Origin of the sequence: Clostridium culturomicium (assembly GCF_000821305.1) — a bacterium.
In the GTDB taxonomy this organism is placed as follows: domain Bacteria; phylum Bacillota; class Clostridia; order Clostridiales; family Clostridiaceae; genus Clostridium_J; species Clostridium_J culturomicium.
On record NZ_CCXK01000013.1, the window covers coordinates 275,614 to 292,764 of the forward strand.

The window sequence follows — 17,151 nt, forward strand, 5'->3', positions numbered from 1 at the left end:
TTATTTAAGGAGCTGTTAACTTTTCATCTGTCTTTTATCAATATGAATTAATATATTTTTTATTGTTTTTAAGTTTTTAAAATATAAAACACTTATTTAGCTAATTAATTTCCAAAGATTATTTAGCTTTTTTAGTTCATCAGCATTGTTTGATAAATCATTTAATTCGTAAGCTGATATTGGGTAATGTAAGATTACCTTCCAAGCTAAGTAATCACAAATATAATCCATTTGATCAAATATTAATTTGTACTGAGGATCCTCTATATCGTTAGCACCAACGGCTAATACTGCAACTCTTTTATGCTGATCTTTAAATTTGCTATTCTTTGAATACATTTTATCAATAACCATTTTTAACTGGGAGGAAACACCCAACCAATAAACTGGAGTACCGAAGATAACAACATCAGCATTATAAATTTTATTAATTATTTCTTTGCTATCATCTGGCAGCACACACTGCCCCCCATTACGCCTACATCCATTACAGTTAATGCAGCCAGAAAGACGCTTTGTTGTAACATCACAAATTTCCACATCAATATCTGGACAATTTTTATTTATACCACTAATTATTGTATTTAAGGCTGTTTTGGTATTTCCTCTTAATCTTGGACTACCATTTAAAACAAAAATTTTCATCGATAACACCTCATTAAATTACATTAAAATATTCCATTAGTATTTTATAAGTAGAAATCCTAATATAGAGTATTTCGATGCAAACCTATAATTTCCTTTTATTGTAATTGGGATTGGCTTATTTTAAGTTGGTTTTACATTTTGCTTTATGAGTCTAATGAAATCATAAGGTGTTACGATTTTAACTTTAGGATTTGAGTCTAGTTTGTCAATTACATTCTTAACGTTGTCCATTGTATTGCTCCATACATGAACATATAGAAATGAGTAAGCATTTGGAGATGATGGGTTGGTATAACCTAAAGAGATTCTTTCTTCAATATTTTTTACGAATTTTGCTTCATCCTCTAAACCACTCCAAAGCAAATCACGGCATGAAACTATAGGCTTATTATTGGACCATCTTATCTCTCCATTGTATATATGGTGTTTTGAATAATTTAAGTAAAAAAGACCATCGATATTTGAATGACAGGTATATTTATCCCATAAATTATTGTTATAAAAAGAGTCATCATCAATTATGAGAACATTATGCTGATCTACTGATTTCATATAATTATTTAAGATATTAGTATAGGAAAACAACTTTTCAATAGGGAATTTGCTAGGATACATATAACCATTTCCAGAAGGTGGGACTAAAAAGTTATCATTAAATGTAGGAGTAGATGCACTTTTATAGTATTGGTTAAAAACTGTTGGTGCTAAATAGTAAAGTGCAGGGCTTAAAGACCATCCTAAATTAAATTGCCCGCGGACAGGAGAACCATACCATTTGTTTGAGGTATAATTGTTGCCAAGCAGCCATTGTTGGTTATCACCATCTGACATAATTATAGTTACATAATGTACATTATCATAATTAGTAAAATTAGTCTCTGTTTTTTGCTTTAGATTACATAAGGGAAAAGAACTTAATACAGATAAATTATAAGACCAATCAGCGGCTATTACATCAACACCATAGGAGGAAGCTAAGGCTACATTATTATGTTCATCTGGTCCCCATCCTAGACAGTGGGAGTTGTCATCTAAAGAAGAAAATATTGTTTTTCGTAAATCTGTTTCTTTTTCATCTTCATAGAAAATTAAAGCCTTTGCAGTTATGGCATAATCCCTTAGTGAGATCGGTTTATCGGGGGATAATTGTATTACAACAGAATGATTTAATCCAGAATTCCAAAGATTTTTAAATGCCCAGTATTTATCGGTATTCCTACAATCTTCAATTAAGGTTGTTAAACCAGCGCTAATAACTTTATTTTCTATTGATTGGTCAATAGCTATGGAGTTTTTTAAACTAGCAACGGTACATGCGTTATTAATAGATGGGGTTGTTGTACCATTATAAAGTACATACCCATCTATAAGAGAACTGAATTCAGTTAACAACTCCCAGGGACTTTCCGGGTATATCAATTCAACATTATTATTATTATTATTTTTCAAATCTAAAAGCCAAACTTTATAATCGGGCTCTTGGGAGCTGATAATATAAATCTGTTTATCAGATTTGGCAGCTACAATGCCTTGCAATGTAGCTGCCATAGTTTTTTCTTCTAGGGTTAATTTGTCTTCTGAAATAACGTATAAACTTTTGGGGATTATAGAATTTTTTATGTATGAATCTGTATAGGAATTTTTATTTGTTGAACAATAAAAATTAAGATTTGAATAACAACTTAGGGAACATTTATCATCATAACACCCATTTTTATAGTTAGTGTAGAAATTGTTTAGAAAGTCAAAGTGTTCTCCCTTATAAAATCCAGCAGCAGCTTTCTCATTTATTTTTGATAAAATTACTTGACGTGTAATAATATCATATAAGCTGACATCGTTACAGTTTTTCATTATATCATACATTATCATAAAGGTTGTTGTTCTGCCAACACCAGCCTTGCAATGAAAGTGAAGCCAAGAATTTTCGGGTTGGTTATTGACAAAGGTGATGAAATATACAATCATGTCTTCAGTTGGAAGCTTTCCATCTGTTACAGGAATGCGAAGGTAGCCAATAGAATTATCTTCAGTTAAAGAAGCTTCATTTAAAACATATTTAGGGATAATTTCTTTTTGGGTATTGAAAAGAAGTAAAGGTTCATTTAGTTTAATGGAATTTAAATCTTTATTTTCAGTTTTAATTACTTCTTCTAAAGTTAAGCCAGCATTTGCATTATTTTTTTCATTTTCTAGGCTTACTGCAGTGCCATTGATAAAACCGTGAGATTCTTGTCTTAAATCTATAGTTATAATAGAATAATTAGTTCCTATAGAGTTTTTAATCATGCCAAGGGAATTTTCAGCAAATTGACTGCTGCCAGAAATTTTCAAGGTATCAAGGCCAGTTAGATTTAATTCTGTTCCAGAAGGAATTTCAATTTCGTCTGTACATTTTCTAAAATGGTGAGGTAACTTTTTTGTGTTAGCAGCATCTTGAACCCAATGAGCGTCATTAAAAGCAGTAGCATAGTATGTAATTGAAACAAAGGAACACAAAAGTGCCAGAAGAATTACAAAGTACATTTTAAAGGATTTTTTCATAGTATACACCTCGTAAATTAATGTTATCTTATACTAGATAGAGTGAGAGAAGAAGATGATTTTTATTCTTAATTTTTAAATATTAAGTGGATGAATTTAAAATTTAAGAATAAAGTTTTTATAAAGGTGAGAATAAATTAATCAGATTGCGTTATATAGGGTGTAAAAGCTTTTACAAAATAAAGAACAGGAGATTAATTGATGAGGGCTAATGATTTAAATTATATAAAAAGACTTAAGAGCAGGAAGGAAGACGCCCTGGAATTTGTGGTGGACAAGTACCTGCCTTTGGTAAAAGGTGTGATTTATAAGGTGTTATCTTCTACTTATAATGAAACTGCAATAGAAGAGTGCATAAATGATGTCTTCCTTTCTGTATGGGAAAATATAAGTAAATTTAATGGTGATGATAATGATTTTAAAAGGTGGATATGTGCTATAGCTAAGTATAGAGCAATTGATTATTACAGAAAAGCAATGAAAAACTTAGATATAGCAGTTGAGAAGGTGGAAGAAGGTAAAACAAGTTCCGTAGAAGAAGAAGTCATTATTAAAGAAGATAAAAATGAGTTGATGGAACTTATTAATACCTTAGAACCAATGGACAGAGATATATTTATTATGAAATTCTTTTTAGGTGAGAGAAATGAGGATATTGCACGGAAATATAATGTCTCAAAGGCTGCTATAGATAATAGAATCTATAGAGGAAAAAAAAGAGTAAGAGAAGGTAGAGATAAGTTAGGGATGGAGGCGTAATAAAATGAAAGATTTATATGAATTGTTAAATGAGATAAAAATAGATGAAGAAGATTTTGAGGAAATGCCTGTGAATGAAGTTGAAATAGCCAGAGTGAAGAAGAATCTAAAGAAAAGCATAAAAGGAAAGAAGGCAAAGAAAAAGTCTATTGTAGCAGCTGGATTGTTAATAGCATGTACAGCAGTTTTAGGTTCAACAATTACAACTTATGCAGAGGATATTCCTATTGTAAGAGACATATTCAAGGCGCTGAATAATAAGGTATATAATTCCTATAAAGAAAATGCTAGTGAGGTTAATATTACTAAAAGACATAAAGAAACTTCAGTAACCATAAATGATGCAGTGTTTAATGGGAGTACAATTACGTTAACCTATACGATTAAAACGAATAAAGATTTAGGTGAGGAAATATTTCTTAATAATTATCATGTAATTAAAGAGTATGATAAATCAGGATATACTGCTAGTAGTAAATTTATTAAAGCTGATGATTTTACTTATGTAGGGCAAGAAAATATTACGTTGTTTAATTTCAATGAAGGAGCTAATAAACCTATAAATTTAGCTGTGAAGATAAATGGTATACAAGAATTAATGGACGAGGAAAACTTTATAAATGGAAAATGGGATTTTAATTTGGTTTTAGATCCTGTAGCTAGTAACAGAGTAATGGTTAATAAACAAGTTTCAGATGAAGGTTTATCAATAGCGATAAAATCTATAGATATAAATCCTATGTCTATGTTCTTAGTATTTTCAGAGTCATATGAAGAGAATTGCATCTGGGATAAAGCAGATATAGAGCTTGAGGTAAAGGATGACCTTGGTAACACTTATGAACTTCAGCAGCATGGAGGAACGGGCAAGGGCAAAGCTGTGGATTGGGGTGTAACTTTAGAACAATTAAAGGATGAAGCTTCTAAGCTGATCATTACCCCAAAGGTAACTTTGGTTAATTTGAGTGAGCCTAAGTTCATGGAGGTAGAATATAAAGATAATACTAATGGAGAAACGGGTAAAGCAAATACAGAAACTTTTGAAGCGTTAGAAGTAAAAGAAGTAATTTTAGATAGTATAGTGGTAGATATAAGATAATAGTAATACTCGAGTAATTTTTATTTTTCATTTCATTACATTTAAAGTTCTGAAAATTTACGAGGTAGTAATATTAAATAATTTAGAGCCCTATGTGACGAAAGAGCACATAGGACTTTTTACTTTATTATATCAGTTATGGATTCAATGAATTTTTTAACTGCTGGAGCAGCAGTCTGGGTTGAGCTTATTGCAATTCCAAGGGTACGAAAATATTCTTTAGATAGTTTTTTTACTACTAAATGCTCTGGAATCCTTGATAGAAATAATTCAGGCATTAGTGAAACGCCAAGGCCTTGAGATACCATTGCAAGAATGGTTTCGTCACCCTTAACACGATACTTTATCTTTGGGATTAAATTTTCTGCTTGTAAAACTCTTAACATTTCCTCATCAGAGCCCTTATAAGGAGCTATATAAGGATGTTTAATTAATTCTGAGGGTGTTACTGAGGCTTTGTTACATAGTGGATTATCTTCAGGCAGAACAGCATAAATTGGATCATTTTTTAATGGTATGAATTCAAACTCCTTTGGAGCAGGAGCAGAAAGAATACCCAAGTCAATTTTACCATCCATAAGCCAAGCGTTTATTTCCATGTAGTCACCAACAAACAGCTGAAGCTGAATATTAGGGTAAACCTCTTCAAAGGTTTTGATTATAGGTGGAAGCCAATATAGGGAAACGCTATAAAAACAACCTATTCTTATGGTACCAGTTTCTAAGCCCTTTATTTTGTTTACACTTTCAAAGAGTTTTTCTTCTCCAGTGACAATCTGTCTTAGATAAAATAATAAATCTTGTGCATTTTCAGTAGGAGATACTCCGTCCTTGTGGCGATTAAGTAATTGGAAACCAAACTCCGTCTCTAAGGACTTGATCATATGGCTGATGCCGGGCTGAGTGTAACCTAATTCTTCAGCAGCTTTAGTTAAACTTCCATATTCAATTGTAGTAAGCAGTGCTTTATATTTTGTAATACTCATATAATCTCCTAGATATAATAAAATGTAATGATATATATTACAAACATTCAGTTTATTTATATATGTTTATATAATAAGATAGTATAGGTGAAAAAACAAGTTAATTAAGGGGGGAGCTAAGGTGAAACTTGAAAATAATTTAGGAACTGATGATATAAAGAAACTGGTGCTTAAGATTGCTCTTCCAGCAATGTTTGCTCAGTTTGTTAATGTACTTTACAGTGTTGTTGATCGTATTTATGTGGGAAATATTCATGGTGTAGGAGAACTTGCACTAGCAGGGGTTGGAATATGTGCTCCAATTGCAATGCTGATTTCAGCCTTTGCATACTTAGTTGGAGTTGGTGGAGCGCCGCTTATGAGCATTAAGATGGGAGAACAGGATAATAAGGGAGCAAAGCAGATATTATCTAATTGCTTTGGAATGCTCCTCGTTATATCAATAGTTATAATGATTTTAATGCTTGTGTTTAAAGAGCCTTTATTATATTTATTTGGAGCTAGTGAAAACACTTATTTTTATGCAAATCAGTATTTTACAATATATTTAATTGGAACAGTATTTGCATTATTAGCAGTGGGAATGAATCAATTTATTTTATGCCAAGGGTATGCAAAAATTGGAATGAAGTCTGTTGTTATTGGTGCTGTGGTTAATATAGTACTAGATCCGATTTTAATTTTTGGTTTTAAAATGAATGTTGCAGGAGCAGCCTTAGCAACAGTTATCGGACAATTGTGTTCCTGTTTATATGTACTTCAATTTTTATTCAGTAGAGATGTTCATATAAAAATTGAGTTTGGGGGATATCAGTGGAAAGTCATGAAGAAAATCCTATCGGTGGGAACAACTCCATTTTTGATAATAGCTTTTGACAATATACTTTTAATATCTATAAATGCGGTGCTTCAGAAGTATGGAGGACCATCTAATGGAGATATGTTAGTGGCTTGTGCAACAATTCTTCAAAGCTTTATGCTGATTATTACAATGCCTTTGAGTGGAATTACTGGGGGAACTCAAACAATTTTAGGCTTCAATTATGGGGCAAGGAATACTAAAAGAGTTCTTGAAGCAGAAAAATATATTTTTCTCATATCAATGTGTTTTGTTGGTATTATGTTTCTGATTGCTCAAACGATTCCGCAGTTTTTTGTTCGAATATTTACAAGTAATCCAGAGTATATTAAGCTTACTACCTGGGCAATAAGAGTTTACACCATAGGTCTATTTGGGGTTGCAATTCAGTATACTGTAGTTGATGGTTTAACAGGTATGGGAGTTGTAAAAATGGCTGTTTCTTTATCCATGTTTAGAAAAATGTTGTTTCTTGTGTGTGTATTTGCTATTCCAATGTATTTTGATGTTAAAAATGTATTTTTTGCAGAGGCTATTTCAGATATTGTAGGTGCGACAGTAACATCAATTATTTACTTTACAATGTTTAAAAATATACTTCGCAGGAGAGAGTTAGAGGATCCAGAAGGAATTGAAGGTATAAGTTGTAAATGAAATATTAAAAAATATAATTGACAAGTATCGTGTTAAATGATACATTAAGAAAAAAACAATCCCTTTAAATTGATTCGGGAAATCAGTAAGGAAGTTATAATATACTTAAGAATTATATTCGAAGAGACAGAGATGTAATTTATTGCATCTTATTCGAGATAAAATAGATTTAATTATGTTAATATAGCCTTCCTTCATCAGGAAGGCTTTTTTATTTAACAATTTAAACGGTATATTAGAACCTTATGTAGTTATTTAGGGAAATGAACTAATAAGGAGAAATGAGAAATGACAGGAAAAATCAAAAGAAAAAATAGCAGCAATAATCTAGCAATGAAAATGGCAATAGCACTTTTATTAGGATTAGCAGCTGGTTTAGGATGCATTGTGCTAAGAGAAAACTTAATATCGAATGGAAATAGCTCATTATGGACGAGCATAAATAATCTTTTGTTTCAGGACATATCGGTTGAAGGGGCAACAAGTGCAGTAGGGGTATTTTATATATTAGGTCAGTTATTTGTGAACTCTTTACAGCTTGTAATTGTTCCAATGGTATTTACATCTATAGCATTAGCCATGTGCAAAATAAGTGACACTAAAAAATTAGGAAGAATTTCTTATAAAACTATATTAGGATTTTTATCAACTTCTGTTTTTGCTTTAGCACTTGCAGGTATAATAGGGTTTGTAGTTAAAAATATGGGCTTATTTACGGCAAATGTTTCTAATGTTACGGCACAAGCCGGAGTTGCGAGTTCAACAAATCCTCTTTTAATCATAGTTAAAGCAATACCAAACAATATAACAGCAGCGTTTTCAACAAATGGAAGCATATTAGCAGTAGTTTTTGTGGCAGTAGTTTTAGGACTTTGTATTAATTCATTAGGGGATAAAATTAAGGTTTTAAAAACATTACTAGAAGAAGTTAACTCAATCATAACAGTGTTCTTGAGCTTTATAATAACAAAGTTTGGGCCAGCAGCAATATTTGTGTTGATAACAAGAACCTTTGCAATATATGGTGTTGATAATTTAAAGCCAGCTTTAGTATATGTAGTAACAACAGTGTTAGCTCTATTAGTATTTTTAGTATTTGGATATGCAATATTCATAGCAGTTGGAGCAAGACTTAATCCAATGATGTTTGTTAAGAAAATAGGTAAGGTAGCTTTATTTGGTTTCTCAACATCTTCTTCAGCAGCAACATTACCTTTAAATACAAAAACGACAACAGAAGAATTAGGTGTAAGTGAGGATATTTCATCATTTGTATTACCTTTAGGGATGACAATAAATATGAATGGTACGGCTATAATGCAGGTTATAGCAGCAATATTTATTGCAACTAGTGCAGGTTATGAAGTAACAGTTGGCAATATAGTAGTAATATCATTATTAGCTTTAATTGCATCGGTTGGAACACCAGCAGCACCTGGAGCAGGAGCGGTAATACTTTTTACAGTATTAACAGGAATGGGATACAATAATGATGCAGCTATATTAGCTTATTCTTTAATACTTGCTATAAACAGACCTATTGAAATGCTAGTAACTTCATTAAATGTTGTGGGAGATGCAGCAACGTGTGTGGTGGTTGCAAAATCTGAAGGAATGCTTGATGAAAAAGCATATTATAGTGAAACATTTGTAGATGAGGAAGTAGCTTAGAATAATTATATATAATATAAAAATACCTTATCCAATAGCAATATTGGATAAGGTATTTTTATTACTTAAATTTCTCAGGAAATTGTTTTATTATTCCATCGATAAGTATGTCTGCAAATTCAATCATATGGTCTTCACCTTTATCGTAGGCAGCAATATCTGCTTTCCAATCTTTATTTAGTCTGGCTACAACTTGGTCTGTAACGAATTGCAGATGTTTATGTAACATGTCTTTTAAAGTTTTATTTGAGTAATTAGGATTTGCACTGCTTAAAAAGTCAGCGATTTCATCAGCATTCTCATACCATAGCTTAGTATACTTATCGAGATCAGTTTTGTTTCCATTTTTAGCAGCATCAACAACTTGGCCAGCGAGTTCTATGTGTTCTCTTAGTAGTTTAGCAAGGGAGTTTCCAGCTTCCTCGCCATAGACAGGTTTAATTGAATTCCCAATATCATCTTGATTTTTAAGAAGTCTTTGAGCTACATCATCTTTATCTTCAAGAGAGGCTAGAGCGCTTATAATATAGAGTTTAAAGATGAATTTATTAACTATAATAATTTAAGAAAAAGATTTTTAGATTTATCGGTTGATGCTTATGAGAAATTTGAAGCTTTATATAAAAGTAATTGTTTAAATATAGATGATGTACATAATAAAGCATATGAATTAGGATATAGTTGTATATTAAGCAATATCGATGAAGCCATAGGAATTTTAATTTCATATGGGTTGATGCATGTAGATAAAAATGTGTTTATTCATACTTATTATTCGAAATTTTTCAAGTGGGAAGATGATTTTGAAGAAGTTGATAGAGGATATAGAGAAGTAGTGCTTATCGCTGAACAAGATAAAGCTTACAGAGAAGAAGGTAAGGCTGAAAGAGGAAGATGGCAGGGGGGCTGCGGTCTAGGTGGTGCTATTGGAGGTGCTATGCAGGCTGGAGCAATGAATGCAGTAACAGGAGCAGCTTACTTAGCTTTTAACTTTGTTGGGAATATGGTAACCTCAGTAGGGGTTAATTCAAAAAAAGAAAGGCTTTTTCAAGAGCCATCTACCATGGAGGATTTAGCAAGAGGTGTTGCGATAAGTGTTTATCAAATTCATTATGCTGTGGTAAATGCCTTAAGAGACAATGATAATAATTTTATTGCCATGTATCCCATGGATAAAGAGTGCGAAATGGCAACAGCTCTTATAAATAATTTGAAAACTGGATTAATTCCGAAGGAGAAAGAAGAAGAAATAATTAAAAATGCTATATATAGTAATCCTTATGATAAAGAGATTTATCTGTTCTTAATAACTCAGAAAAATCAATTAAAGCAGCTATAGAAGCTATTGAAGCAAAAGAATTTCAATCTATTATCAAGGATAAGCATTTAAAAGAGTTAAATAAAGAACTTGAAGAAGCTATTAGATTTGAAGATCAATTGTTTTTAAATGATAATTACAGACTATCAACTATTATTTCAGAGGCAGAGGCGGATAAGGCTATTGAAGAGCTTAAAGGACTTGTTTTAAGAAGTATGGATTTGGTTGAAAAAAGAGTTGAAGAGGTTGAAGAAAAAAGAAGGCTTATAATTGAAGAAGTTGATAGAAAGTTTGTAGAGGATTACTTTAATTCAGTAGTAATCTTAAATGAAAGAGATGTTGAAAGAGAAGTTAATAATATAAGAAATTTAAATGTTAGAACCGAGGAGGTAAAAGAAGAAAAAGCAAGTTATCTACTTTTAAAAGCTGAAAAGATAATTAAAAAGCATAATTCATTATTAGAAAAAGCTTTAAAATATGAAGTAAGAATGACTTCAGTTAAAGTTGAGAAGAAAAGTGAGAACAAGGGAGTATTTGGATTTATTTCTAAGGCCATAGAAAAAGGAGCTAACATCATTGATGAGCTTCAAGAAAAAAGTGAAAAGGAGTCCTGGGATTTCATAACTAACAATGGTGAAAGAACAATAGATGAAGTAAAAAATAGATAAAAAATACTCGGCTTAGAATGATTATAGTATTCTAAGCCGAGTATTTTTATAAATGTAGCAATTGATAGAAAAACGTATGCTATTCAACTTCTAAGTCGTTGAAGTCTCCGGATTTTCTCCATACAGAAAGTACAGGAACTGCATTAATAAATGCATCCTTATCAATTGTTGCAACGAAATTTTTAATAAGTAACAGCTCTTTTGATGAACAAACACATATAAGCTTTGGATTTTCTTTGTTAGTACGTGTACCAATTACACTAGATATACTCACACCGTGCTTTAGTGTATTTAAAATGTAGTCTTTTTGTAAGAATAATTATTTTTATAAATGTAGTATCAAATATTAGAGTAAATGATAGAAGATCAAGCTAAAGGTGTAGAGCAGTGTGCAAAATACACATTAGCGTTAAAACATGAATATTGTAGATAATAAATTAAAGAACTTAAAACACTTATTCAGTTTGAATGAGTGTTTTTTTTATTAAAAAAGTATTATTTAGGGTATTAGTGTGGTAAAGTAAATAATAAAATACAGTTTAGAAATGGGGTTTGAAATGAGAAGAAATGAAATCGATTGGATCAGGAATATAGCTATTTTGATGTTATTTCCATATCATACTGCGGTAATATTTGATAATATGGGATCTTTTTTTATTAAGGCACAGTATTCTCATCAATTGGCAACTATATTTATTGCCAGCACTTTCTTTTGGTACATGCCTTTGTTATTCTTTTTAGCAGGGGCTTCTACATATCATGCTTTTGGAAAAAGAAGTACTAAAGCTTATATAAAAGAAAGATGTTTAAGGTTATTAGTTCCTTTGGTAATAGGAATATTAACAGTTGTGCCATCACAGGTGTATTATGCACTTAAATGGAGAGGGGAATATACAGGAAGTGTTTTTGAGTTTTATCGCAATTTCCTTTTTAGATTTACTGATTTTAAGGGAACTGATGGAGCGTTTACACCTGCACACTTATGGTTTATTATGTTTCTGTTTGTAATAAGTCTTATGGCAATTCCAATAATAAAGTGGATAAATACAGAAAAGGGTGTAAAGTTTATCGACTCATCTAAAAATAAGTTTTTAAACTATAAGGGATTTATTCTTGCATATGGTATTTTTATGATTGCTGAAATAATTCCAAGATTAGGTGATAAGAGCTTGATACAGAACCTTTTATTGTTTGTATTTGGTTATATATGTTATAGTGATGAGGATTTTATAAATAAAATAGATTTGAAGAGAAGAAAGTGTTTAATTATTTCTATTATAGGAACAGGTTTATCAGTAACTATGTACAGTATAGTTTCTAGGTGGATTCAGCCAAGGATGGCTTTAGTTATTTTAGTGATTTGCACAAATGCTGTAGTAATTCCAGCGATTTTAGCTATAGTTGGATATGGAAGAAGATTTTTAACAAAGCATAATTGGCTTTTAAAGAAATTAAATGCACATAGTTTTTATATTTATATTTTGCATCAGCCAATTTTAATAGCATGTGCTTATTATATATTGCCTTTAGGTATCCCTGGTTATTTAAAGGTGATTATGATTTTAGTTATAAGCTTTATTATTACATTGATTGCCTGTTATATATTAAGTTTAATTTTAAATATATATACTATAGGTATAAATAAGGTTAGTACATTAATAACAAGTGGAAGTGCAGAATCAAAGTAAAATATGAGATTGTAAGTATATGTGAATTTAAACACCACAGAATGGGAGATTTTGTGGTGTTTTATTTTGAACTTTTTTTATTAATATATCATAAAAAAAGTTAATTACGACAATATTGACCAAGTGGTTTGTTTTTAATAAAATGATAATATAAGTAATTGGTTGAAGAATTAATCATACATGTTGTAAAGTTAAGATTTCTGTAATATTAAAGCTTTTAAAGGAGGAGATACATCATTTTATTCGATACGGAATATACACTGTTGTAGCTTTTTATGTTGACAAGTTAGTTTCAAAAGTGAAATTACCGGCAATATCCATTGTAAATGAATTTAAAACAGATGGACCTGTAACAAAGACATTGATTCCAATGCAGAACTTGATGACATGGTAGGCACTGTGGTGTTTTTTACTGTAATAGGAATTGTATCAACTAAGATTTCAGAACAATCGCTACCTTATTATGTTGTTTTTCTAGTAGTATTGTTGCCTATTGTTGTGGGTATAGTAGCTGGAATTCCAGCGGGCTTTATACTAAAAAAAGAACGCTCACAAAAAAGTACAGTAGTTTTGTTAGTTGTTACTATATTAATAGCAGCAGGTATAGGGTTAATATTTAATCATATAGTATTACCAAAGCCAGTGCTTAATTTTATGCTTATTGGAATGGCATTTTCAGCTACATTCAGCAACATGATACCTGAAGAAAGAGTTGAAAAAATAATGGAGTACTTTAATTCTATATTAGGTATAGGTATGATAATTGTAATATTAAATTTAGGAGCACCATTGAATTACCACCTAATACTTGGAGCTGGATTGTTTACAGCAGTGTATATTATTTTTAGAGCTTTAGGTGAAATTGGAGGAGCATATTTTGGAGCAAAAATTACCCATTCACCGACAACGGTTAGAAAATACTTGGGGCCTATATTGCTTCCACACTCAGGGGTTTCACTAATATTTACAGGTATAGCGGTTTCAGTTTTATCAGGACCAGTTCCTGAGTGTGCTTAAATTATTCAGGGTACAATTGCAGCTGCTGCAGTTATAAATGAAATTATAGCAGTAATTATTTCTAAAAAAGCATTTAAGTGGGCAGGAGAGCTTGGAAAGAGAGACGAAGATGTTTGTATGGAAAGTAAAAGGGAATGTTGAAAGAGCATACTTGCGAGACATCAAATTCATGTGGCTATTAGAGGGAGAAGAAGTCCTTTCTTATTCTACAATTTCGAGATTTCGAACGGAAAGATTAAGAAATCGCTTAGAAGACTTATTTTCTTAATTTATAATTTTCTTAGGAAGGCTAAATGAATTAAAGCTTAAAGATACATTTGTTGATGAAACAAAAATAGAGGAAATGCAAATAAATACACTTTTGTTTGGAGAAAATCACTTAAAAAAAGGTGTTGCAAAATAATTTTATAATTATTTTGCAACACCCTCTTTTATATTATTCTTTAATATCAATTGCATCTACTGGACATTGGTCTCTTCCGTCTTTTGCTCCTTCTTGAAGGTCAGCAGGAATGTCTCCAGAAATAGCCTGTGCTTTATCATCATCATTGAATGAATAAACTTCAGGGCAAGTTCCTACACATGCACCACAAGAGATACAAGTATCTTGATCTACTATTGCTTTCATATTTTGTTCCTCCTTAGTTAATATTTAATAACGTCCTTAGTATATACAATTATTTAATTCATATGCATAATCCTTTTAAAGAAATTGATAATATTATAGGGGTAAGGTAGAAGGGGAATAGATCAGAGACAGAAACATTTAAATTAAAATTATATGTTTAAATAATATTAATTAGAATAAAAAAAGATTGTGAAGATATTACAATGTTTTGGATTTTCAGCTAACTTATTCATTTATAGTAGATAAATATAAAAAATGAGGTTTGTGTATTGATGATCAAATGAAAATAATGTAAAATATGAAATATATAGTATTAATTTATAAAAATTATAATATTATGAATAATTATGTAAATAAAAAATAATATTAATATAAGGGGGGATTTTATGAAGAAGATTTTATTAGTAGTGGCATTAACTCTAGTGATACTGTTAAGTGACTTTATATGTTTAAATCTGCTTTCGAGATATGACGGTGAACGCAATGTTGCTGAAGCCTTAGAGGAACAACATATAGATGAGGAGCCAGGTATATATTATGACACACTTTTTAATGAATTAAATCCCAAACAACTATTAACTTATAATAATGGTATATTTATTGCTACAGATGATAGTGTATTTGAATATAAAATAGAGGATAGAACCTGGGTTGACCTTAAAGTAACCAAGCCTATAGAAGAAACTATGGGGACATTGAAAGGTTTAAATTATAGTGCTTTAAAGGATGGCCTTTCAATTAAAGATTATAAAAAGGTTGTAAGTGACATAAATAATGATGGAAAACTTGTATATGAGTTGAATAAAACAAATGAAGGAAACTTTATTTGGGATAAAATTATAGAAAATGGTAAGTTTTGCAAGGATGTGGAGGGAAATGTAGAGCAATATAAGATAACAAGTTTCTACAACGAGAGTATTAATGAAAGAAAAGTTAAAACTGATAAAGCGGAGTACTATATCACAGGAAACAATTTATATGTACATGAAAAAGATAAGAATCCACAACTTATAAAAACTTATAAGAATACGTTAGGTAAAATAAGTATTACGAAATTTGGAAAAGAGATATTTGTATATGGGGGAAGTTTTGGAGTAGAAAGGATTGTAAGCTCAAAGCAATTTAAGGGTGAGGAGTATTTTACCTATACACTTGGAGATTTTAAACTTTCTTTAGGCAGTATAGTTTCATATATAGTTTCACCAGATGAGGGGCATACCTTATTTATCCTTGATAGTGAAAATAAGGTGTATAAGTTACTTTTAGCTAATACATGGATTTCACACAACGTAGATGCACCTATATCAAATGAAATGTATTGCAGCTTAGGGGAAGCAGAAAAAGTAAAAGAATTAACAGTGGGAAGTAAGGTTTTTAAGATAGTTAAAAGTGAAGAGTGGGGAAAATCTTATATTACTGTTAATGATAAAATTTTAAAGGACACTATAAGAGATAGTTTTCAATATCCAGATGAAATTACACGATTTAGTTCAGTTGATGATAGTATATATTTTTGGAGCAAGATTTCACAGCCAATAAGAGTAAATATTAATGATGAATCAGTTGAGTTTATGGGGCAAGGTAATCTTTTTAATAACAATAATCTTAATGAGAAGATAGTTAAAGATAGTAATGGAAATATATATTTAGAGAAAAGTGATAAAAAAACTTATAAGTATCTTGAAAAAAACAAGTTTTATGATAGTGGATTACCATATAAAGTTAGTGATATTAAGATAATGAATGATCAGTGTTATGCTATTAGTTCGGAGGGGTTATACCTGTTTAATGAAAAGGGGCAGTGGGAGATTCTCACTGATAGTGATATTAGTCCTAATTGTGAAGAAAAATTGATTGTGCTAGGCAATTCATTATACGCATTAGCGGAGGGGAGTTTGTATAAGCTCAATGAAAACAATAAGTGGGACTTGGTTGAAAGTAAAATAAACAAAGGGCTGACATCTATATATTATATAAATAAGGATGAAAATAAAGTATACTTTGTGGCTGAAGAAGATGGTGAAAGCCATGTTTCCATAATAGATTTTGTACAAAATAAATGGAGCAAGACAAAAACACTTCCAGATATTAAAAATATAAATTCAGTAGCTGCTGAAGGGGTAAATATTTATGTTGGCACTCAGTATATAGCGGATGGCGCTGCATATGTTTACAAAAATTGCAAATGGATATCTGTACTTCCACAATTAGAAATTGAGAATCATGGTACGATAAAAAATTCATTATTGGTTAAAGATAATAATGGAGTATATTTTCAAGTAAGTGAAAAGGGAAAAGAAGAATATGGTATTTGGCAACTTAAGGACGGAAATGCAATAAAGGTTGAAGATGTTAAAGAACAAGATAAACTTATTCCAAGATTTAATAAAGATGAAGTACTGAATATTTATAATATGGGTATTAGTTTTGAACTGAAAAATGGAAGGGTTATGAGAAAAGTAATGTGAAGATTGCAAAGGGAGGATAATCATTTTAAAATGATTATCCTCCCTTAATTTTACGAAAGCAAGTCTAAATATCGATTGATATTTTTTTCAAGATTACTGAGTATTATAAATTTGGACTCTCTAATGGATTCTTTTCCAAAAGTA

Annotated in this window: 15 protein-coding genes and 1 pseudogene; 10 read left to right on the forward strand and 6 right to left on the reverse strand. The window is 30.7% G+C overall.

The features are described 5' to 3' along the window. Positions 1 to 96: 96 nt before the first annotated feature. Both BN1075_RS03205 and BN1075_RS03210 read right to left on the reverse strand, forming a co-directional pair. A complete protein-coding gene (locus BN1075_RS03205; RefSeq protein WP_040191591.1) occupies positions 97 to 645 on the reverse strand; it encodes a flavodoxin family protein in 549 nt (182 codons plus the stop codon). A 123-nt stretch (positions 646 to 768) separates the two neighbouring features. After that, complete coding sequence (locus BN1075_RS03210) at positions 769 to 3,192, reverse strand: GxGYxYP domain-containing protein (protein ID WP_040191592.1); 2,424 nt, start codon at positions 3,190 to 3,192, stop codon at positions 769 to 771. Positions 3,193 to 3,393: 201 nt separating this feature from the next. On the opposite strand from BN1075_RS03210, the gene BN1075_RS03215 reads away from it, so the two are divergent. Next, on the forward strand, positions 3,394 to 3,951 hold the full coding sequence (locus BN1075_RS03215) for a sigma-70 family RNA polymerase sigma factor (RefSeq protein ID WP_040191593.1): 558 nt from the start codon (positions 3,394 to 3,396) through the stop codon (positions 3,949 to 3,951). Positions 3,952 to 3,955: 4 nt separating this feature from the next. Next, complete coding sequence (locus BN1075_RS03220; RefSeq protein WP_040191594.1) at positions 3,956 to 5,050, forward strand: DUF4179 domain-containing protein; 1,095 nt, start codon at positions 3,956 to 3,958, stop codon at positions 5,048 to 5,050. A 119-nt stretch (positions 5,051 to 5,169) separates the two neighbouring features. Here BN1075_RS03220 and BN1075_RS03225 read toward each other — a convergent pair whose 3' ends face one another. Then, positions 5,170 to 6,036, reverse strand: a complete 867-nt coding sequence (locus tag BN1075_RS03225; RefSeq protein ID WP_040191595.1) for a LysR family transcriptional regulator — start codon at positions 6,034 to 6,036, stop codon at positions 5,170 to 5,172. 121 nt (positions 6,037 to 6,157) lie between these two features. On the opposite strand from BN1075_RS03225, the gene BN1075_RS03230 reads away from it, so the two are divergent. Beyond that, on the forward strand, positions 6,158 to 7,549 hold the full coding sequence (locus BN1075_RS03230) for an MATE family efflux transporter (protein ID WP_040191596.1): 1,392 nt from the start codon (positions 6,158 to 6,160) through the stop codon (positions 7,547 to 7,549). A 288-nt stretch (positions 7,550 to 7,837) separates the two neighbouring features. Further along, complete coding sequence (locus BN1075_RS03235; protein WP_042386869.1) at positions 7,838 to 9,220, forward strand: dicarboxylate/amino acid:cation symporter; 1,383 nt, start codon at positions 7,838 to 7,840, stop codon at positions 9,218 to 9,220. Between the two features lie 61 nt (positions 9,221 to 9,281). Here BN1075_RS03235 and BN1075_RS03240 read toward each other — a convergent pair. Further along, positions 9,282 to 9,749, reverse strand: a pseudogene (locus tag BN1075_RS03240) (glycosyltransferase); the annotation flags it as partial. A 207-nt stretch (positions 9,750 to 9,956) separates the two neighbouring features. On the opposite strand from BN1075_RS03240, the gene BN1075_RS03245 reads away from it, so the two are divergent. Further along, positions 9,957 to 10,559 carry a hypothetical protein gene (locus BN1075_RS03245; protein WP_040191597.1) on the forward strand — a complete coding sequence of 201 codons (603 nt, stop codon included), beginning with the start codon at positions 9,957 to 9,959 and terminating at the stop codon, positions 10,557 to 10,559. 98 nt (positions 10,560 to 10,657) lie between these two features. Further along, positions 10,658 to 11,206 (forward strand): hypothetical protein, encoded by a 549-nt coding sequence (locus BN1075_RS03250; RefSeq protein WP_040191599.1) that lies wholly within the window; start codon positions 10,658 to 10,660, stop codon positions 11,204 to 11,206. Positions 11,207 to 11,285: 79 nt separating this feature from the next. On the opposite strand, the gene BN1075_RS03255 is transcribed toward BN1075_RS03250, so the two are convergent. Then, the gene (locus BN1075_RS03255; protein WP_040191600.1) at positions 11,286 to 11,480 is read right to left on the reverse strand and encodes a DUF2179 domain-containing protein; all 195 of its coding nucleotides are present in this window, start codon (positions 11,478 to 11,480) and stop codon (positions 11,286 to 11,288) included. 283 nt (positions 11,481 to 11,763) lie between these two features. Here BN1075_RS03255 and BN1075_RS03260 point away from each other — a divergent pair, with 283 nt between their 5' ends. The 3 genes from BN1075_RS03260 (at position 11,764) to BN1075_RS22480 (ending at position 14,179) form a co-directional block, all read left to right on the forward strand. After that, positions 11,764 to 12,894 (forward strand): acyltransferase family protein, encoded by a 1,131-nt coding sequence (locus BN1075_RS03260; protein ID WP_040191601.1) that lies wholly within the window; start codon positions 11,764 to 11,766, stop codon positions 12,892 to 12,894. A 387-nt stretch (positions 12,895 to 13,281) separates the two neighbouring features. After that, on the forward strand, positions 13,282 to 13,911 hold the full coding sequence (locus tag BN1075_RS03265) for a cation:proton antiporter (RefSeq protein ID WP_407637960.1): 630 nt from the start codon (positions 13,282 to 13,284) through the stop codon (positions 13,909 to 13,911). 109 nt (positions 13,912 to 14,020) lie between these two features. Then, positions 14,021 to 14,179: a transposase gene (locus BN1075_RS22480; protein WP_081911471.1), complete on the forward strand. Its 159-nt coding sequence runs from the start codon at positions 14,021 to 14,023 to the stop codon at positions 14,177 to 14,179. A 168-nt stretch (positions 14,180 to 14,347) separates the two neighbouring features. Here BN1075_RS22480 and BN1075_RS03275 read toward each other — a convergent pair whose 3' ends face one another. Then, the gene (locus BN1075_RS03275) at positions 14,348 to 14,539 is read right to left on the reverse strand and encodes a ferredoxin (RefSeq protein ID WP_040191602.1); all 192 of its coding nucleotides are present in this window, start codon (positions 14,537 to 14,539) and stop codon (positions 14,348 to 14,350) included. Positions 14,540 to 14,925: 386 nt separating this feature from the next. Here BN1075_RS03275 and BN1075_RS03280 point away from each other — a divergent pair, with 386 nt between their 5' ends. Further along, positions 14,926 to 17,007 carry a hypothetical protein gene (locus BN1075_RS03280; RefSeq protein ID WP_040191603.1) on the forward strand — a complete coding sequence of 694 codons (2,082 nt, stop codon included), beginning with the start codon at positions 14,926 to 14,928 and terminating at the stop codon, positions 17,005 to 17,007. Positions 17,008 to 17,151: the final 144 nt, after the last annotated feature.